Genomic DNA, 19,108 nt, shown 5'->3' with positions numbered 1-19,108 from the left:
AAGATTGTAGCAATTACAGAAGATTTAACATCCTAAAAAAATTAGAAGAAGTGGAAATCAATAAAAAAAATAGAACGGAACTTAAAGGTTTTTTTAAGATTAATGACAAGCCTACACAAGAGGAGTTTGCAGATTTTATAGAAGCTGTGTTGAACCAAGCAGAAGATGGTATCGCAAAAGTACAAGGAAACCCATTGTCTGTGCAAACAGAAGGAGAGCGAGTTGGCACACAAGAAGTGTTGGATCTATATGAGAGTTTTTCTGATGATAATCCACAATGGTCTATTAACCTAAATCCAAGAGTTAATTCTGATACACCCAATAGTAATCAGCCTGGTTTTAATATCAAAGATACTACTGGGCAAAGTAGACTATTTATTAAGTCAGGAGAGGGAAATGTTGGTATAGGAACCATAGAACCGACAGCCAAACTTACAGTTGAAGGGAAAGATACAGCTCCATTAATTTCTATAACTGATACCACCAATAACTCCACTACTATTTTCAAGGTTTCTAAAAAAGAAGGAGTTGCTATAAAAGGAACATTGCAGGTAGAAGGAGATCTAAAAGCATCTAATATTTCGGATAATGAAGAATTGGATAATACTACAACTAGTCATGATAAACTCGCCACCCAAAAAGCGGTAAAGACCTATGTAGATACACGCTTGCCAAAAGGTCTCATTTCTATGTGGTCTGGACAAGATATCCCCAAAGGTTGGGTATTATGTGATGGAACCAATAACACTCCTGACTTATCAGGAAGATTTATCGTAGGAATGGAAAAGAATAATCCAGAATACCAAATTGGTGAAAAAGGAGGGGCAAAAGAAGTAACCCTTACTGAAGCACAAATGCCAACTCATACCCATTTAGATAATGGTCATACACATGGAGTAAATGATCCAGGTCATAACCATAATCATGGAAGTTTTAATGGATTAGTAAGATTTACCAATAAGGATACCACGGATACAATGGATAATAATACTGGCAGTGGTAGAGAGTTTGCCTTAAATAATTTTGGAACAATTCAGAGCAATAAAACAGGTGTTTCTATTAAAACTGCCAAAGCAAATTTACAATCAACAGGAGGCAATAAAGCTCATGAAAACCGACCTCCATATTTCGTTCTGGCATACATCATGAAATTATAATCATTTCAAAAGCTACAGCAATAGATACATATCATTTTGTAGAAATACGAACAATAATTACCTTTTACAATGACAGATACAATCACCATACCTAAAGAAGTACCTCAAAATAGTGCATTAAGCTATGAATTCCTTAGAACAGAAGGAATGCAACTGATCCAAAAAATGGCGGCAGATACATGGACCGATCATAATATTCATGATCCTGGTATTACGATTTTAGAGCAAGTATGTTATGCAGTCACTGATCTGGCATATCGAATGGAATTTGATATACAGGATTTGATAGGGAATAACCATAAGAGTTTGTACAGTCCAGCGACCATATTGACTACCAACCCGGTGACCCTTATGGATATTCGTAAGATGGTAATTGATATAGAAGGAGTTAAAAATGCGTGGGTAGAAAAAGTAATTCCAAAAAATGCAAATGAACTTGAACCTAGTATTCCCAAAGGATTGTTTCGTGTATTTATAGAAAAAGATGGATTATTTGATATTCCAGGAAGTAAGATCATTCCCGCTGTCCGAGAAAAACTAAATAGCTGTCGTTCTATTTGTGAAGATTTTGAAGAGATCAAACTATTAGATACGCAAGGGGTAAGATTACAAGGTGTTATCGAAATTGCTGATAACGTAGACGATATCCATGAGCTAGTGGCCAATATGTTACATCGTGTAGGGACTCATTTTTCGCCACGCATTCCTTTTTACACCTTGCAGCAACAACTAGAAAAAGGGAAAACAACGGATGAGATTTTTGATGGCCCACGATTACATCATGGTTTTATGGAAGATCAGGATATCGCCAAAGCCTATCGTAAAGAAGAAATCCAAACCTCGGATGTGATTAAAGAAATAATGGATCAACCGGGTGTATTAGTAATCGATAAACTGGCACTTGCTACGGGGACTAACACAATAAAAAATTGGCTCTTACCATTGGATACTTCTAAAACACCTATTCTGGATGTTGATGGTACCTTATCGCAATTATCTTTTACTTCCAAAGGCCTTACGGTAAGTGTTGATATAGAACGAATCAAACAATTATATAATCAAAAAAGAACAGAGGAAGTATCCAGATTAGGATCATTAATAGAAAAAGATATCATTTTGCCTACATCTGATGCACTATCATTAGATCAATACTATCCGATTCAGAATCAATTTCCGATGAATTATGGTATTGGAGAAATAGGAGTGCCAGATTCTGCTTCAGCTACCAGAAAAGCGCAAGCAAAACAATTAAGTGGATATTTACTGTTTTTTGAGCAAACCCTTGCTAATTATTTTTCGCAGTTAGCGAGTTTCAAAAGACTAATGAGTTTTGATGGGGATGATACCAGTACGTATTTTAATCAAAATTTATTGGAGTGTGTTCCTGGAATTTCAGAGTTGCTAGGCAGTCCGGAGAGCTATACTTCGTATCTACAGGAAATGACTGCTGATACGAATATAGGATTGTTAAGAAAAAATAAATTCTTGAATCACTTGTTAGCTCGATTTGCGGAGAAGTTTACTTCTTACGGAATGGTAGTAAAAGATATTACTGATGATCAAGATACTTCAGATAAAAAATTAATTAAAGACAAAGCACGATTTTTAAAAGAATATCCTGTTGTTAGTGGTTGCAAAGCAAAAGGATATGATATCAAAAGTGATCTTTGGAATACTGAAAATGTCTCTGGATTAGAAAGAAGAATTGCTTTAAAAATCGGGATCGAAGATTACAGTCGTAGAAATTTGGGAGATGGGGAATCGGCTGGATTACATATGATAGAGCATGTGCTATTGCGATCCAGAAAATCTTATCCTTATCCTTTTGTAGTAGGTTATGGCATATCCTCAATCACAACATTTGAGGCTGCTATCACAGAAGAGTTTACACGATGTATAATCGGTGATCATGATTTGCTACCAGGTGAAGAAGTAGTAATTACCAACAATGATCACTACAACGGTATCTATACGGTACTGGCCGTTGGGGATGACTTTTTTGAGATCAAAGCACCTTTTCAGGAATCAGAAACAGGAGCGGTTTGGAAGCGTATGCATGATATACGATATTATTTACGCTCGGCTGCGATTCAAAGTTTTAGAGCGGCAACTAATTCCAATCATACCTTTTGTCAGATAGGAGCACATTCTTTACAAGTTGGAGACCTTATAGAAATTACCAAAACAACCCATTATAATGGAGAGCATACCATTATTTCGATATCCAACGATGGTTTCGAAATCGATGTGCCTTTTGCTGAGGAAGAGGAAACGGGACGATGGATGGCTTCGGAAACTTTGAAAGATCCCTATTCTTTACAGCTCACGTTTATGCTTCCTTCATGGATAGAAAGATATCAGGATGATGATTTCAAAAAATTCATTGCCTTAACCATTAGAGAAGAAACACCTGTGCATATCAGAACCAATATTCAATGGTTAGATCAAGAGGAGATGCAAGAATTTGATCGTGCGTATCATCGTTTCCTTACTGAAATTCAAAACGGATAAAAGACCGGATTATGGTACAGCAAAAACACATAGTTAATAAACAGGTTTTAGAAATATATGTACCGAAACATTCGGATACATCCAAGATACAGCATGAATTGAGTTCGTTGTGTAGAAATCAATTGACGACTGTGCTGGATCGTGTGCTTAGCCAAGCGAATGTATCAGAATCATCACTTCAGATTGATCGACTAACATTAGATTTAGGGAATGTGTCTTTGCAAAATTTTGAAACCGCTTTTATCGAAAAATTACAGGAAGAACTCACAGCATATCAACGAGCAGATGTAGTTTTAGAGAAACCAAAAAGTGATAACACTCATGAAGAAACACCACTAAGAGCTATCATTTATTATCTAAAGACAGGCGTATTACCTTGGTGGTCAAAACAAGGAAACAAAAATGATTTTCAGGAGCAATTAGCACTATTATTAGAACAACCAAGTAGCACATTTATTAGATTGTTAAAAGAGTTACCATGGAATCCTACCTACTTAAACCGCTTTGTATATGCAAGTGCAGAAGATCAATTATTAGCTTCTTTTAGGCTTGTTACTGACCTTTCATCTGCTCAGATCCTAAAGACTAAAAACAGTATTCTCAATAGCATTCAGAAGAGATATACTTTAGAAAGGGAGAAAGCAATCAATAGTTTTTGGAAAACAGTTTTTCTAAAATATACCATTGCTAATAGAGATTCAGTATTCACAAAAGAATGTACAAAAGAGGTACTTCTAGATCTGGGGATTGATGAGAAAGAAGAACTTATAGCAGATAATAGTCGGTATGCTTATCAGATCAAAAGATTAGTGGATTCCTGTATTGCCTTGTATGCACAAAATGCAATAGGAAAGGAATTTTTTAAGCAAGTATCATCTTTGGTAAATCATCCTTTTTTTGATCAGCTACCTCCAAAGATGTTGAAAGAGACGAAATCATTACTTACCGATGTAAGCAATACTTCTAAGGAAACTATAGAAGAACTAGATGTCAATAATTTGTTGACGCCTTTAGCATTGCATTTACAAGGATTACAAAAGGAATTGAAGCATTTAGGATCAAAGCCAAAATCTATCATAACAGAACAATTGTCTTCACCATTTGATGATACGGATTTTATATCCATACAAAATGCAGGATTGGTATTGTTCTGGCCATTTTTAGAACGCTTTTTTGAGAATATAGGAGTTATGAAGGATAAGAATTTTGTGGATGAAGTAGCTCGCAACAAAGCAATTTGTGTAGTACAGTATTTATGTGATACCAAAGAAGAGGAATTGTTTGAAGGTGCCTTACCACTGAATAAACTATTGTGTGGTTTGGATATGGATGCCGTTGTATCCCCAATCGAATTGTCAGCCGAAGAAAAAGAAATAGCCGAAGGTCTGGTAACTGCTGTGATAGCAAAAGGTCCTAAATGGAAAAACCTATCTCCTGATGGATTTAGAGCTTCTTATTTGTGCAGGCAAGGTTCCCTAAGAACTAGAGATGGACATTGGTTATTGCAAGTAAAAAGAGAAACGCATGATATTACTTTAGAAAAAATACCATGGGGATTTCATACCGTAAAATTACTATGGATGCAAGAGATTTTGGTGGTAGAGTGGTTGTAACTTAAAGGTATTAGAGATGAGGTTTGAGATTTGAGGTTTTGTTGTCACACTGAGCTGTTACACTGAGCCTGTCGAATTGCTGTCGAAGTGTAGGGCAATGTAAAAAAGAAGGTCCATAATGATAATAGAAAATAGAAATATGAAAACGAGGGCTGAGGTTCTCGAAGTCCGATTTACAAAGAAGAACCTTAGTACAGTATAAAGAAATAAGAATATGGAAAAATCAACAATCATAGAAACAAAAAATCATAATAAAACTATTACTAATGTAAATAGTAGTAATGCCGAAGTTTTGCAAGCCGAACTTGCATGGTTAAGTCTGGTATTACGAACCCGCTTAGAACTACATTTCGAGCAGGAAACACTGTACGAATCTATCGAAGAATTAACGCCTCCAGATATAAAGGGTAAGGAAGGAAGTTATACCAACTTTATTCAAGAACACAAACTCAACTTTGCAGAAAGACTACTATTAATTCTAGCATTAGTACCACATCTAAAACCTGAAGTATTAGATATTTTACTCACTAAAAACAAGGATTATGACAGACGGTATAGTGAATTTGGCGGAGTATTGTTAGAAGGACATTTAGGATTAATACCAACGGCAGAAACAGCGATGTTTTTATTATCAGGAGATGATCTCCAAAAACGATTAGCATATCATGGACTAGTTACTCAGTATTTTATAGGTATACGACAAGGAATGATCAGTACGACACCGACTAAAGGGAACAGTCCTTTATTGAGCAGTATATGGATGGTATCTAATGAATATGTAGCCTCTATACTAACAGGAATACCCTATCAAGCAATATATAGCCCTGATTTCCCTGCACAACAGTTGCATACTAAGCTATCTTGGCAAGATCTTATCGTCTCTAGATCTACAGCACGTAGCTTGCAGGAAATCAGGGATTGGGTTACTCACGGACAAACAGTTTTAGAAGCTTTAGAACTTGGCAAACGATTAAAACCTGGCTACAAAAGTTTGTTTTATGGGCCACCAGGAACTGGTAAAAGTATGGCTGCTGCTTTATTGGGAAAGAGTACTGGTAAACAGGTATATAAAATAGATCTGAGTATGACGGTTTCTAAATACATAGGAGAAACTGAAAAAAATCTGGCAAAAGTATTTGATCAGGCACAACAACACGATTGGATCTTGTTTTTTGATGAAGCTGATTCATTATTCGGGCAGCGTACACAGGTGAGCAGTGCTAATGATCGATACGGAAATCAGGAAATTGGGTATTTACTACAGCGTATAGAGGATTTTCCTGGAGTAGTAATCCTAGCAAGTAATTTGAAAGATAATATAGATGAGGCATTTACTAGAAGATTCCAATCCATGATTGAATTTACAATGCCAGGAGCAGACGAACGCTATCAATTATGGCAACAATCTTTTGCAGACAAATTACCATTAGATGCCAGTGCAGATCTATGGAAAATTGCAGAACACTATGATATTTCTGGTGGATTGATGATGAACGTGATACGTAAATGTACACTGCAAGCAGTAACCCATGAAAAAGCAACTATCTCTCAACAGAACTTAGAAACGGCCATAAAGCAGGAGTTACAGAAAGAGGGAGTGATTATAAGTTAAAAAACGTCAGTTCGAGTGATCACCTGAAGTGTAATGGAAGGTGATTGTATCGAGAACCTTTTAAGGTACAAAGTAAAAGTATTTAGATAGTCACACTAAGCTTGTCGAAGTGTTGTCCAAGTAATAGAGAAGAGTTCAATATAAATACGATTATAAATTTTAATGAAAGGATCAAAACATCCATCCTTTTTCTTGCACTAAAGCTCGCCTATCACTAATGTGATATCGTCTTCAAAGGAAGGGAGTAAAGTCCCTCTTTTGAAGAGGGATTTAGGGAGATGTTAGTAGTAAAATGCAATGAGTATAAGAATAATAGTTAACACAAAAAACTATGAAAACACAAACAGATAAAACTCAAGAACCGCAGCACTCGATTACCCCGAGAGTTGTTAGTGAATCTAGCAACGGAGGTACGGCACAATTAAAAGATAACCGTACCTCTTCTTTGAGTCAAAGAAAATTACGATCTGGAATGGATAGTATGGATAATAGTAACAATCCGATCCAACGAAAAAATAAGACCGGTTTACCCGATAACCTAAAATCTGGTATAGAAAACTTATCAGGATATAGTATGGATGATGTAAAAGTACACTATAACTCCAGCAAACCAGCCCAATTACAGGCACACGCTTATGCCCAAGGAACAGATATCCATCTCGCACCGGGGCAAGAAAAACATCTACCTCATGAGGCTTGGCATGTAGTACAACAGAAACAAGGTCGGGTACAACCAACCCGGCAGTTAAAAAGCAAGGTGAATATTAATGATGATGCTGGGTTAGAAAAAGAGGCAGATATCATGGGGAATAAAGCCCTAAGGACAGTTTCCTTTGGTCTACAAGGGCAAACTGTCGATGAGTATAACACACATTCAAATGTTGCGCAATTGAAGAAAAAAAGTGAAAATGCAAAAGTTGGAATTGAGATAGAAACCACCTTGCCAGTTAGGAAAAATAATGAAGTAACTGAAGCTAATTATGTTTGGAGTAAAATTATTAAGATTATTTCAGAAAGAAATTATCCTGTTGAAGAGAGAGAAGTTATCCGAAGAGTCATAAAACCTAAATACGAAGATGAACTTTGGAACTTAATCTCTACTTACCGTATAAATAAATCTTTGGATACGAATCAAGAAAAAAGACTTTCAAAATTTGCAACTAAAGCTTCAAAAAAACTTAGCGAAAAATTCGATCCTGGTTATAAAAAAGTTGTTCATAAAGGTAATGGGTGGGAGGCAATGGTTGATCATGTTCACAAGGTAAGAAATGCTGCTGGTGGCGGAAAGCTAATGACTGATTCTGCCGTGGAGATTGTTACAAAACCAGTTTCTAAAAGGAAAGATGCAAAGAATATAATTACTAATATACAAAGTTGGTTGGGAACCGTTATTACAGCAATTGGAAGAGAAAACTCGTACGTAGAAGATGATTATCGATATGAAATTCCAGAAAGCCTTCGAAATACATTATTACCAAATGGTCAATTACTCGGAAATATCCAGGTTAATGTAGGTATGAATTTAGAAGACGTACAAAGTGTTTTTAAAGATTACGCAGATGAGTGGGATGATACTGTATTAAAAGGACGTAAGGACAGATATATACAAGAAGATAATTTGTGGAATACATTCGTCAGTAAGTATAATGTTTTTTCAGTGAACGGAATGGCAGAAGAAGATAAACCATATTTACGAAGTATTGTTTTTCAATATATGTATTTAGCACTTCGCCAGGAAAACTCTATGAAAGGATCTAAACACCCTAAGAATAACTATCCAATTCTTCCTAAAACTACAATTAATACACAAGTAGCTGTAAGTTCATGGGATAATAAGAATTTGTGGGCTGGAAATAATATTTTTAGGCGCCATATAGCTGATTCTTTGGAGCTAGCGCTACGAGAACATAAATTGTTTAAAAGAATGAATACTTTTAGAAAACAGGTGTATGACGGAATATTAAATAATGCAGAACCAGGAGAAATACCAGATACGTATTATTTAGAAGAACATTCAGGATTACAAACAAAGAAAGATCAATATGCAGGTGTCTTTGAAATTAGGCATGGCCAAGATATTGAACATGTTCAGTCAGAATGGTTAAATATTTGGAATGAATATATAGATGAGCCTGTCCCTTATAACTGTTGTTTTAAAATATTTTAAAGATGGTCTTGACTTGTATCCATACTTATCATAATGAACAATTTAATAAATAAGCTTTAAAAACCGTGAAAGCATCAATAGAGCATACCAAAGAATTAAAAGCCGCGACTATTCAAAATATACAACAAGAACCTAGTTCTAGTGGTGAGTCTACTATTGTTGACAACCGACCTGCTATTGCTGTACAACGCAAACTAAAATCCGTAATAAGTAGTTCTCAAAAAATAACAACACCTATTCAGCGAAAACCAACAGGTTCCTCACGCTTTCAAAAAATAACTTTGCAAATGGGTCGACAATATGGCGTGGATACTTCCTCTTTAAAAGCTACTCATAATTCTCCTTTTCCAGGAACACTAAATGCTGAGGCAACTATACAGGGCAAGAACATTCATTTTGCTCCAGGAAAGGATACTACAGAGAATATGAAACACGAAGTAGCACACGCAATTGATAATACATTGCACGGTACGCCAAAGGGAGATACAATAGTAAATGGTCATAAGATAGATACTACTAGAGAGAAAACTGTAGACCGTATGATCAGTACCAATGTTAGTATACAACGAAAAGATAGTAAGAATGTACTACCAAATAGTTTTGTTATTCAACGTAGAGTGGTGAATAATGATACCGAAAAAAATAAAGAAGCCGCAGAAAACCCAGATACTTATGTAAATGAAAATGCCGAAAATAATTGGTTTAAAGTTCTAGAGCAATTTCAGAACGGAACTCTAAAACATTATAAGGGATACGCATTATATGAAATTAGCGGGTCACCAGAAGGATTAAAAAGCTATAGTAGAAATTCATTTTTATTCTACTATGGGATGAACATACTATTGATGTATCGAAAAATGATTACCGAACAATTGTTACAAGATGCCATAGAACCAGTTAAAGATTGGGAAAAAGGACAACGACAAAAGAACTTTTATAATATTCACGGACAGGACAACAGACTTAATAGAAAATGGGAGGTCGATGAGCCTATCAAACCTTTAAAAGGAAATGTGCCTGGAAGTATGAATCCTACCTCAGATATTGATGTGAACCTGAGTGGTGATGGTACTGAGTTTGCTGTGTACTGGCTTAATCGTGAGTTTAAAGAAAAATATGGAAACGGTAGAGAATCAGGCGTAGTTTATGATATTAATTTTTATGCTCAGGACTTTGTCCCTAAAAAGGTTTTTGGATTAAAAGGGAGAGGAGAACTAGATAAAACTGGTAACGAAAAATATTATCAGAATGATAACTGGAGAACATATCAAATCGAAGATGAAGCAGTAAAAAATGAAGATGAAGAAGAACAAGAAATAGCCTCTTTACTCATGATGCGGGTAAACATGAATCAAGCTGATTGGACAGATTATACAAATCAATTGAATCCACTTAACCAAAACAATCGATTAATATCACAACGTGTTTTACAGGAAGTTGAAAGAAAGTATACAGAGCGAAACCAGCTTTTGAATGCAAATGGTAATGCCCCTACAAATTTGTCCCCGGATTTAGCAAAAATAGCTCCAGAGAATCGAATATATGAGAAGATTTTGCTTAAAAAAGTCATTGAAGCTAGAATGGAATATCAAATAGTAAAATGGAAGCTTAAGAACAATCCAAATGATCAAGACCTAAAAAATAGAACCGATCGAGCGTATAAAAATCTTAAAAAAGCAAAATCAGAAGCCTTAGCTTATGCAAATGAAGCATATTATACCCAGGGAGCGGTGATTGGAGTCGTGGTAAATAAGCAAATGCTTGATAATATGTATAAAGATGATAGATCTACAAAGTATTTGAAATTAAAGCTTACTCCTGCCGAATATTATCATGGATTTACGGAGCAAATAGGTTTTGCATTTCATAGCTTAAATGCTGTAGAAAATATGGATGATTTAATACCAATGGGAAAATATGTGCATAGAGCGTATAACTTGTTCAAGCATTATTGTTTGGTTACAGATAAAAATTATACAAGATATTTCTCCGAAAAAGAACGAAGAGCTGCCAGTAATTGGGAAGGAGCCAAACAGGGTAAGCATTATAATTTTGTTACACGAAGTTACGAAGATTCAAACCTAAAAAAGGATACGGAATTATGGGCTGCACTAAAAAAATATTTTGGAACCAGTATATGGTATTTAGGTGTTGATAGAATAAAAGAAGAAATCAAAAAGAAGTTATTACATCTTAAAATAGAATTTGATAAAGCACGTAGAGAGCCTTAAGAATAGAAAGGTTACTCTGCTCTCCGAAGTTTGCAACTTCGGAATTGAGTAAGTAAAAAGTGTAAGAAAAGGATATGTACAATGCTATGAAGTCAGACCTGTTAGGTTTTTTAAAACCTGACAGGTCTGACTAACTAATAAAGTTGCTTTGGTAAAGCGGAAATTTCTTTAATCCGTATTCATATAAATTTTCCAGTATATATCCATGTCGCAAAATTACCTTTATTTACCGTTTTTGTAATAGCTGTCAGTGTTTTATGACACTACATTTGGAGTAACATAAATCAGGATGTCATGGAAGATAAAAAATCAATGTATTCGCTCAGAAAAACAATAGGAATCCTTGGGTTAGCGCTACCCATATTATTATTAATAACTCATCAGCAGTTACTCTCTAGTATGAGTCATTATTATTACACAGCTGGAGGGGTGTTTTTTATTTTGATACTGTCGGCTTTTGGCTTAATCTTGATAAATTATAGAGGATATCCCAAACAAGAAGGTGAGTCGTTTAGCGATCGTTTGATCACTACGGTAGCAGGAATATGTATTCTGGTTACGGTATTGGTTCCCACCAAATCGGAAAACCCACTTGGAACTTTGTTTTTTACAGATTCCCCCTATTTGTTTGGTCATCAATCTAACAGTTTATTAGGGACAATTCATTTACTGAGTGCAGCTTCCTTTTTCTTTTTGTTGGGATATATGAGTTTTTACAAATTTGTTTTAAATCACAATGCATCAGCATCCAGAAACAGATTATTTCGTAGGAGTGGTATCATCGTTTGGGCTTCTGTAGGTGCGCTTATTGTGATTTTTGCAATTGAGAAAATACTAAAAATAAACATGGATGAGATATTTCCTGCCTATACCTTTTGGTTAGAGTGGGTAGCGGTTTATGCATTTGCAGTCGCTTGGTTAGTAAAAGGAAAAATCCATCTGGATGTCGAAAAAATGATGAAGACTTTTAGTCATGAAAAAAGCTTGGAGTAGCATTAAGATGATGCACGAGCTTCACAGAAATGTGAGATTTTTTTTCTATAATTTTAATAAGACTTTATAAAACGAGAATTTTGTCCTTAACGAGATATAAGCAGAAATGGATTCTGTTCCGTTTTACAGGGTTGACTTTTTATTTGCATTCAATTTTCATTAACAAGGTATTCATAAAGATTTTTCGTTTAAACACTATTTTGCAATAATGATTGATACTTCATTTTTTACCTAAAGAAATTATAGTAAAAGATTTTGTATTCTTTAACCCTGATAAGCTTATAATAACTGGTGTAAAATAAATGGGAGATTAATACGTCGTTTACAAAGATTTATACTTCTCTAGAACGACCACTTCTTTTTGTTTTTTTTTGCGGTCCCACTTTTTAAGTTTTAATTCGGGTTGATTATAAAACATGTCTGTGTAACCAAAACATAAATAGCCAATTAGTTGATTTTCTGATGGTGCATTTAATATTTTTTTTACTTTTTCGGGATCTAAAATACTTACCCATCCCATACCAATATTAAGAGATCTAGCCATGAGCCACATATTTTGAATTGCACAAACCACACTGTATTTACCCATGTTTGGCATACTGGTTTGTCCCAATACAGGACCTTTTTTTGGCTTGTAGAAAACAGCTATGTTTAAAGGAGACTCTACAATGCCTTCTAACTTAAGTTTGATATATTCTTTTTGTTTTTCGTCTTTGAACAACAAAGCGGCTTCTTTTGTTTTTTCAGAGAAAGTTTTTTTTATAGCGTGTTTGGTTGTTTGATCTTTGATTATAACAAATTCCCAAGGCTGAGAAAATCCTACAGAAGGAGCTACCAATGCAGCTTCTAAAATAGTATCGATATGGTCGTCAGGAATTGGTGTATCTAAAAAATGATTTCCTCGTACATCTCTTCTGTGCATTAAGATTTCTTCTAGCAACTGTTGCTCTTCTTTGTTAAATGCTCGTTGCAATTTTTCTTTAGGATTATCCATTATTTTTGCTGTAGTTGAACTATTGGTTTAAGTTACTTATTTAAAATAAATAGGAAAAAACTATTTTTTACTTTAACTTTTAAATATAACCAGAACTGAAATTATCAATTCAAAATTAACATTTATACTTAATACAATTCTAGATTTAGAGAAGATAAAAGAGTAGGGTTAAAACACCCAATATTTTTTAAATTAAGAATTTTAATTTAATTCCATTTTAATGCTAAGGATTGTCAAGTTATGTTTGTAATCAGCATCTTGTTTGTTAATGGAAAGGTATATATTGTGGGTATTCAATTTCAATTAAAATTAGAAACCAGATTGAGAATTATTATAAGAGAAAGCTTCATATTTATATGAAGTTTTATTATTTAACTATTTCTTTTGATAATACTTTCCGTCCTATTTTTTAGCAGGAATCTTACATTTAAAGATAAAGTCTTTATAATTTTTATTATTACATAATGTAACACTACACTTTTAAATTCGTTATGAGTATAATTGGTTATAATTAATTTTTACAAGAATTGGATATAAAACTATTAGACCTCGCGATTATTGTTAGTGGAATTATTGGATATTTTATAAGTATCTCATTAGTGACCACTTCTTTTTATAAAAGTCGTGCTAATAAATATCTGGCGTTATCTCTATTCTTGTTGACAAGTTTAACCTTTTTAGGTTGGTATGAGATAGGGAATTTTGTCTTACAATTTTTAGACAATATTATGTTAGAGCTTTTGGTTGCAGTAGCTTTATTTACATATTTTTTAATTCATATCGAACATAAATATCTTACAAAAAGATGGTATAGATTGCTTTACTTTCCTTTTATCGGTTCGGTAATTCTTGAACTTGGTGTTTCTTTTTTTGATATTGTTTTAAATATTTACAATCCTGATTTTGATGCAATAATATATGATATTAAGGATCAATTATCTTTTTTATATAATGTATTATTAATTTTTTGGGGGAGATATTTGATAAAAAAAACAAATACGATTTCTATAGAAAAAAAGCGTTGGTTATTAAGACTCAACCTTTTTATTATATGCATTATTATTTGTTGGCTTTTATCTAACATAGAACTTTATATATATGATTCAGAATTTATCACCAGTTTTCTGTGGATACTACTTTCTTTTCTGTCGTGGTGGATATTATATTATGGGATTTTTAAACTACAGATAATAGCCCAAAAAGATGAAATACATCAGTATTTAGTTTCACAAAAAACAACTAATACTTTTGTGAAAAAGAAAATAAATGAAACTACTGTTTCTAAAATCATTACAGAATTATATACAGTAATGGAAGAGGAAGAGTTATATAAAAATCCACTTTTAAGTAGATTAGATTTAGCAAACCGCTTGGGAACAAGCGAAGGATATTTATCGCAGATCATAAATCAAGAAATCAGTAAGAGTGTTATTCAGTTTGTAAATGAATATCGTATTGAAGCTGCTAAAAAACTATTACAAGATCCTGTATTTAATAAATATTCGATCGTAGCTATTGGTATGGAATCAGGTTTTAAATCTAAAAGTGCTTTCTACAAAACTTTCAATACCACTTTAGGAATGTCTCCTGGAGCCTTCAGAAAACTTCAGCAAAAGTCCTGATTCGTAATATTCCATTGTTTCAGGACTTCTCCTGACTTAAAATTACTTTTTATTTTTTTGACACTTATACTTTTACATAAGTAATTCAAAAATGTAAAAATGGAAAAACACTACTTAATCTTATTAATAAAACCTTTCAAATTAATGTTAAGTATGAGAAAAGTAGTTTTTGTCTTGTTGTTATTTCCTAGCCCTTATTTTGGGTTTTCGCAGAATATAAAAGAAGCTTCAGTAGAAAAATCAATTTTTGGTATTCAAATTGGAGTTTTGAATATATGGACTCATAATGAGCTAAAATTATTCAATCAAGTTGTTTTGCGAAGTGAAATTGGTTTAGGAGGCCCTAACACAGCGAATATTGCACCTGCTTTAGCGTTAGAACCACGTTGGTATTATAATCTGAAAGCACGAGCGAAAAAAGGTAAAAGAATAGATGGTAATAGTGGAAATTATGTGTCGTTTAGATCGAGCTATCATTTTTATGATGTTTCAGAAGATGATAAAAATTCACTAAACAATCTACTACTGGCACCAACTTGGGGTATTAGAAGAAATATTGGTAATCATTTTAATTACGAAGCAGGGCTAGGTTTAGGACTTGGTTTTGGGAACGATAAGGAGAGAGGTATTAACACGATACCCTATCTGAGTCTCAAAATTGGATATCGCTTTTAAAAACAGCGAGTACCTTAAAAATTAGGTTCGATTTTCTTCAGTTGTAATAAATAGAACCTGATTAATCTTTTTAAAACAAATTACTTTTTATAAAAATCAAAAAACAGAATTATGATATTACGAACAATCAAAAAAGAACTCTCTTTTTCAATTAGTAAAAAATGGTATCTATATATAATGGTGTTTTTTATTTTCTCTTGTCAATCTGATGATGACGCCACCATTCTTCCTGTGGAAGATCCAATGAATGGTTTTTGGATGTCAGAAGAAAAAGGATACATTTTAGAGTTGACTGATGATAATAACATTTTTTATAATATAAATACAGTAGGATGTTCCATTCAGGACGATGATTTTGTTCCAGAAGATTACTTTGGATTGCACCTAGAACTGGCTAACGAAAATGAGCTTGTAGCTTCTACAGATTTATCAGACTCAGAAATAGTATTTACTCGGTTATCAAGTCAAACTCCAAACTGTTTACCTGATCAGGTTTCCAGTACAGAAGATCCAAAAGTAAATTTTGATCATTTTTGGAATATTTTTAATTACCATTATGCTTTTTTTGATACTAGAAATGTAGACTGGTCTCAATATGAAGATTTAAGAGATCAAGTTACAGAGGATAATTTTTATGATGTTTTAGAAGAGCTTGTTGTTTTATTAGAAGATGCCCATGTAAGTGTCTATGATGAAGATAATGATATTGAAATTAACTCAGGAGACCCCAAATTATTAGAAAGATTAAATGCTAACCTAACTGTAGAGTTGGTAATAGAAAGTGAGGACGATTATTTTAATCTTGTTGATCAAAAAATAACTACAATCGTCACGGAGTATTTAGGAGGAAGTTTTGAAATAGATGATAGTGAGAACATATTATGGGGATTGATCGATGATACAGTAGGATATATTGTTATTGGAACTATGGAAGGGTACGGAACAAATTTCAGTAATGAGTTATCAATATTAAATACTGTACTAGACACTATAATGAACGACCTAAGAGAATCAGGAGTTTCTAAATTAATTATCGATATACGTTTTAATGATGGAGGCTATGATACAGCTGCTTTAGATATGGTATCTCGTTTTATGGATCAGGAACGGATTTCATATTTTAAGAAAGCTAGGTTAGGAGATAGCTTTACGGAAAATAAGTCTTTCTCTGTAGGACCAAAAGGGGACTTTCAGTTTACAGATGATATTATAGTACTAACGAGCCCTTATAGTGTAAGTGCAGCTGAACTCTTTGCGTTATGCGTAAAAGACTTGCCATATGTAACTATAGTAGGAGAAAATACAGCAGGTGCTTTTTCTACTATTCTTACTCATATATTACCTAATGGAGCAGAAGTAGGATTATCTAATGAAGTATATAGTGATGCGCAAGGAGAAGTTTTTGAAGCAGTTGGAATTGGTCCCGAAAATCAAGAAAACAGGGTACCATTTTTATCAACTCTAGACTTTCAAGAAGAAAAAGATGGTGGAATAGAACGCGCTTTAGAATTGCTAAATAATTAATAAGGCGCTAGATGAAAAAATCATTCTGGAAGATATAATAATCAAAGGTGAATTCTCGATACAAGTAAAGCCAGTTATTTTAATAACTGGCTTTTTTGTAAATGAAAGTAAAATGTTGGATTTTGCTTAAAATCGTTTTCGAAAACCTGAGTTTTTTGAATGTACAGACATTACTATCAATTATTGTAATGATATACCAAATGCCTCTTCAAAACCTTGTGTAATAAAGTCATTAATTGTTTGGTCGTGGTCTCCGGAACCTGTGATTATGTTTGTGTTTTTAGACTGTAAAAGTTCAATTTCTGAAGTTGTAAGTCTACCAACTGCTTGATCTACTTCTCCGTAAACGTAGGTAATGCTAGATAAGTCATTAAAAGAATCAAGAAGTTCGGTGTATCTATTCATTGCAAATCCGGCAGCTAATCGGTTTAAGTTTCTATCGATAACATCCATTTCTGGTTCTTGATCCGGAATTGGATTAGTTCCGTTTTCGAAATACCCAGCCCTTCCTTCAGAAAAAGCTTCCCACATAACAGTTTCCATATCTAATCTACCTGCCATAATCAAATACTTATCTGCGACATCTATCCCTTTCTTTGCGATAAGATCTTGTGTCACGAAAGCTCCAAATGAAATTCCTAATACATAGACTGTTCTGCCTTGATTTTTAAAATAATTGACAACTTTATAAAGCATTTCCACACTTTCCGAATTAAAGTTAATTGCTTGATTAAATGTAATATCATCATTTTCGAACGGGCTTGGATTTAATGTTTGTGCTTGGTGTACGTTTACAGCTAAAAGGTCGGTAGTATCAAAAGTTTGAAAAATTTCGTCTACTTCACCTGTACTAAGTTCTGTATCAGGACCACTTTGCACATTGATCAGAACGATAGGAGCATCTTCATCACCTTTAAAATAAATTAAATCCTTAATATCTTGTGATATTTCAAGAGGTTCATCAATAATGATATCATCATCAGAGTCGCAGCTGATGAAAAATAATGATAAAATAAGGACTGTTGTGTACATGCGGTAATGTTTCATAATAATTTAATTTTTGAATTGTTTATAATAATCTGATAGGGTACCTCTATTAAGGTAACCTCCTAAAATGTTGTAATTGATTAAAATCAAAGTATGGGATCAGGATAGGTTAGTATCCTGATTTATTTATTAAAAAAGTATTCTAGGTAGTTGTTTAGAAATCTATGGTAATAGGAGTTAATCCTGACACACCAAAATTACCTAGTACCAATTCATTTGTTGTCATATTGGTGATATTACCAACTAGGTTGACAGGTAAAAACAAAGAGGATAATTCTGGTTCATTTCCTTGGTTACTAATGACATTGCTATAAAACTGAAACGTAGTGAAGTTAATGTTACTGATGTTTACATTTAATGTTTCGCCTTCGTTCATACCAGTTATAACAAGAATTTTTTCTTCCTCTTCATTGATGATTCTGTCATTGGATACGATCAATTCATCAGAAATTAATGTACCATCTTTAAGAATTTCTAACTGAATTAAATAGAAATTTTGTACATCAATTGGACCGGTAAAAGTAATTCGAATGCTATCATCGGTCTTTTCCATATCCGTAATAGGAATAGGGGGTCTTAAAATTTCCTCTTCTGATATAAGTACAGTTTGGTCTTGTAATATGGTTTCTATCCAATACGTATTTCCTATAATAGGAGTAATCATTTCTGAAGTAGTATACGTTCCATTATTTACTGTAAAAGAATCCGAAACCAATGATACATCATCAGATGAATCTTTCATAAATAAGGATATTTGAGCATTATTTACAGGATTAAAGATCGTGTCGGTTACTGGAACGGTTTTTTGAACCTGAATTGAAACAAATCCCACTTCATTAGTCAATAATCCTGAGATAAATACCTGTTCTTTAAACTCAAAATCTTGACTAATATCCTCAACACAACTTATTAATGTGAATAATGAAATAAATGCTATGTATATATGTAGTTTTTTCATGGTT

General features: G+C 33.6%; 13 protein-coding genes. 10 read left to right on the top strand and 3 right to left on the bottom strand.

Going from position 1 to position 19,108, the window contains the following annotated elements; all coding sequences use genetic code 11:
- Positions 1-50 precede the first annotated feature (50 nt).
- From D1815_RS13580 to D1815_RS13550, 7 genes are all read left to right on the top strand, one after another.
- Positions 51-1,157, top strand: a complete 1,107-nt coding sequence (locus D1815_RS13580; RefSeq protein WP_108805108.1) for a hypothetical protein — start codon at positions 51-53, stop codon at positions 1,155-1,157.
- Between the two features lie 69 nt (positions 1,158-1,226).
- Positions 1,227-3,668: a hypothetical protein gene (locus tag D1815_RS13575; RefSeq protein WP_118387598.1), complete on the top strand. Its 2,442-nt coding sequence runs from the start codon at positions 1,227-1,229 to the stop codon at positions 3,666-3,668.
- Positions 3,669-3,679: 11 nt separating this feature from the next.
- On the top strand, positions 3,680-5,281 hold the full coding sequence (locus tag D1815_RS13570; protein ID WP_118387596.1) for a contractile injection system tape measure protein: 1,602 nt from the start codon (positions 3,680-3,682) through the stop codon (positions 5,279-5,281).
- Positions 5,282-5,495: 214 nt separating this feature from the next.
- Positions 5,496-6,893 carry an ATP-binding protein gene (locus D1815_RS13565; RefSeq protein WP_118387594.1) on the top strand — a complete coding sequence of 466 codons (1,398 nt, stop codon included), beginning with the start codon at positions 5,496-5,498 and terminating at the stop codon, positions 6,891-6,893.
- A gap of 331 nt (positions 6,894-7,224) precedes the next feature.
- Entirely contained in the window at positions 7,225-9,060 is a 1,836-nt protein-coding gene (locus D1815_RS23835; RefSeq protein WP_199726708.1) for a DUF4157 domain-containing protein, read from the top strand.
- 65 nt (positions 9,061-9,125) lie between these two features.
- Positions 9,126-11,291 carry a hypothetical protein gene (locus D1815_RS13555; protein ID WP_118387592.1) on the top strand — a complete coding sequence of 722 codons (2,166 nt, stop codon included), beginning with the start codon at positions 9,126-9,128 and terminating at the stop codon, positions 11,289-11,291.
- Between the two features lie 312 nt (positions 11,292-11,603).
- Entirely contained in the window at positions 11,604-12,284 is a 681-nt protein-coding gene (locus D1815_RS13550) for a hypothetical protein (RefSeq protein ID WP_147404041.1), read from the top strand.
- A gap of 322 nt (positions 12,285-12,606) precedes the next feature.
- Here D1815_RS13550 and bluB read toward each other — a convergent pair whose 3' ends face one another.
- Positions 12,607-13,278 (bottom strand): 5,6-dimethylbenzimidazole synthase, encoded by a 672-nt coding sequence (gene bluB / locus D1815_RS13545; RefSeq protein ID WP_118387588.1) that lies wholly within the window; start codon positions 13,276-13,278, stop codon positions 12,607-12,609.
- Between the two features lie 527 nt (positions 13,279-13,805).
- Between bluB and D1815_RS13540 the strand changes: the two genes are divergently transcribed.
- From D1815_RS13540 to D1815_RS13530, 3 genes are all read left to right on the top strand, one after another.
- Positions 13,806-14,900 (top strand): AraC family transcriptional regulator, encoded by a 1,095-nt coding sequence (locus tag D1815_RS13540; protein WP_162897365.1) that lies wholly within the window; start codon positions 13,806-13,808, stop codon positions 14,898-14,900.
- 153 nt (positions 14,901-15,053) lie between these two features.
- Positions 15,054-15,575 carry a hypothetical protein gene (locus D1815_RS13535; RefSeq protein WP_147404279.1) on the top strand — a complete coding sequence of 174 codons (522 nt, stop codon included), beginning with the start codon at positions 15,054-15,056 and terminating at the stop codon, positions 15,573-15,575.
- 111 nt (positions 15,576-15,686) lie between these two features.
- The gene (locus D1815_RS13530) at positions 15,687-17,099 is read left to right on the top strand and encodes a S41 family peptidase (protein ID WP_118387582.1); all 1,413 of its coding nucleotides are present in this window, start codon (positions 15,687-15,689) and stop codon (positions 17,097-17,099) included.
- A 180-nt stretch (positions 17,100-17,279) separates the two neighbouring features.
- Here D1815_RS13530 and D1815_RS13525 read toward each other — a convergent pair whose 3' ends face one another.
- On the bottom strand, positions 17,280-18,146 hold the full coding sequence (locus D1815_RS13525) for a hypothetical protein (protein WP_147404277.1): 867 nt from the start codon (positions 18,144-18,146) through the stop codon (positions 17,280-17,282).
- Between the two features lie 154 nt (positions 18,147-18,300).
- Positions 18,301-19,104, bottom strand: coding sequence for a DUF4249 family protein (locus D1815_RS13520; protein WP_118387578.1), 804 nt, complete (start codon positions 19,102-19,104; stop codon positions 18,301-18,303).
- Positions 19,105-19,108 lie beyond the last annotated feature (4 nt).

The organism is Aquimarina sp. AD1, assembly GCF_003443695.1.
Lineage (GTDB): Bacteria > Bacteroidota > Bacteroidia > Flavobacteriales > Flavobacteriaceae > Aquimarina > Aquimarina latercula.
Note: the sequence above shows the minus strand (reverse complement) of the source record. Positions and strands in the feature narration are given on the sequence as shown.

What these genes read in the sequence shown, in the direction of transcription:
- D1815_RS13575 (WP_118387598.1), top strand. Translation starts at nt 1,227, where the DNA reads ATGACAGATACAATCACCATACCTAAAGAAGTACCTCAAAATAGTGCA.
- D1815_RS13570 (WP_118387596.1), top strand. Translation starts at nt 3,680, where the DNA reads ATGGTACAGCAAAAACACATAGTTAATAAACAGGTTTTAGAAATATAT.
- D1815_RS13565 (WP_118387594.1), top strand. Translation starts at nt 5,496, where the DNA reads ATGGAAAAATCAACAATCATAGAAACAAAAAATCATAATAAAACTATT.
- D1815_RS23835 (WP_199726708.1), top strand. Translation starts at nt 7,225, where the DNA reads ATGAAAACACAAACAGATAAAACTCAAGAACCGCAGCACTCGATTACC.
- D1815_RS13550 (WP_147404041.1), top strand. Translation starts at nt 11,604, where the DNA reads ATGTATTCGCTCAGAAAAACAATAGGAATCCTTGGGTTAGCGCTACCC.
- bluB (WP_118387588.1), bottom strand. Translation starts at nt 13,278, where the DNA reads ATGGATAATCCTAAAGAAAAATTGCAACGAGCATTTAACAAAGAAGAG.
- D1815_RS13535 (WP_147404279.1), top strand. Translation starts at nt 15,054, where the DNA reads ATGAGAAAAGTAGTTTTTGTCTTGTTGTTATTTCCTAGCCCTTATTTT.
- D1815_RS13530 (WP_118387582.1), top strand. Translation starts at nt 15,687, where the DNA reads ATGATATTACGAACAATCAAAAAAGAACTCTCTTTTTCAATTAGTAAA.
- D1815_RS13525 (WP_147404277.1), bottom strand. Translation starts at nt 18,146, where the DNA reads ATGAAACATTACCGCATGTACACAACAGTCCTTATTTTATCATTATTT.
- D1815_RS13520 (WP_118387578.1), bottom strand. Translation starts at nt 19,104, where the DNA reads ATGAAAAAACTACATATATACATAGCATTTATTTCATTATTCACATTA.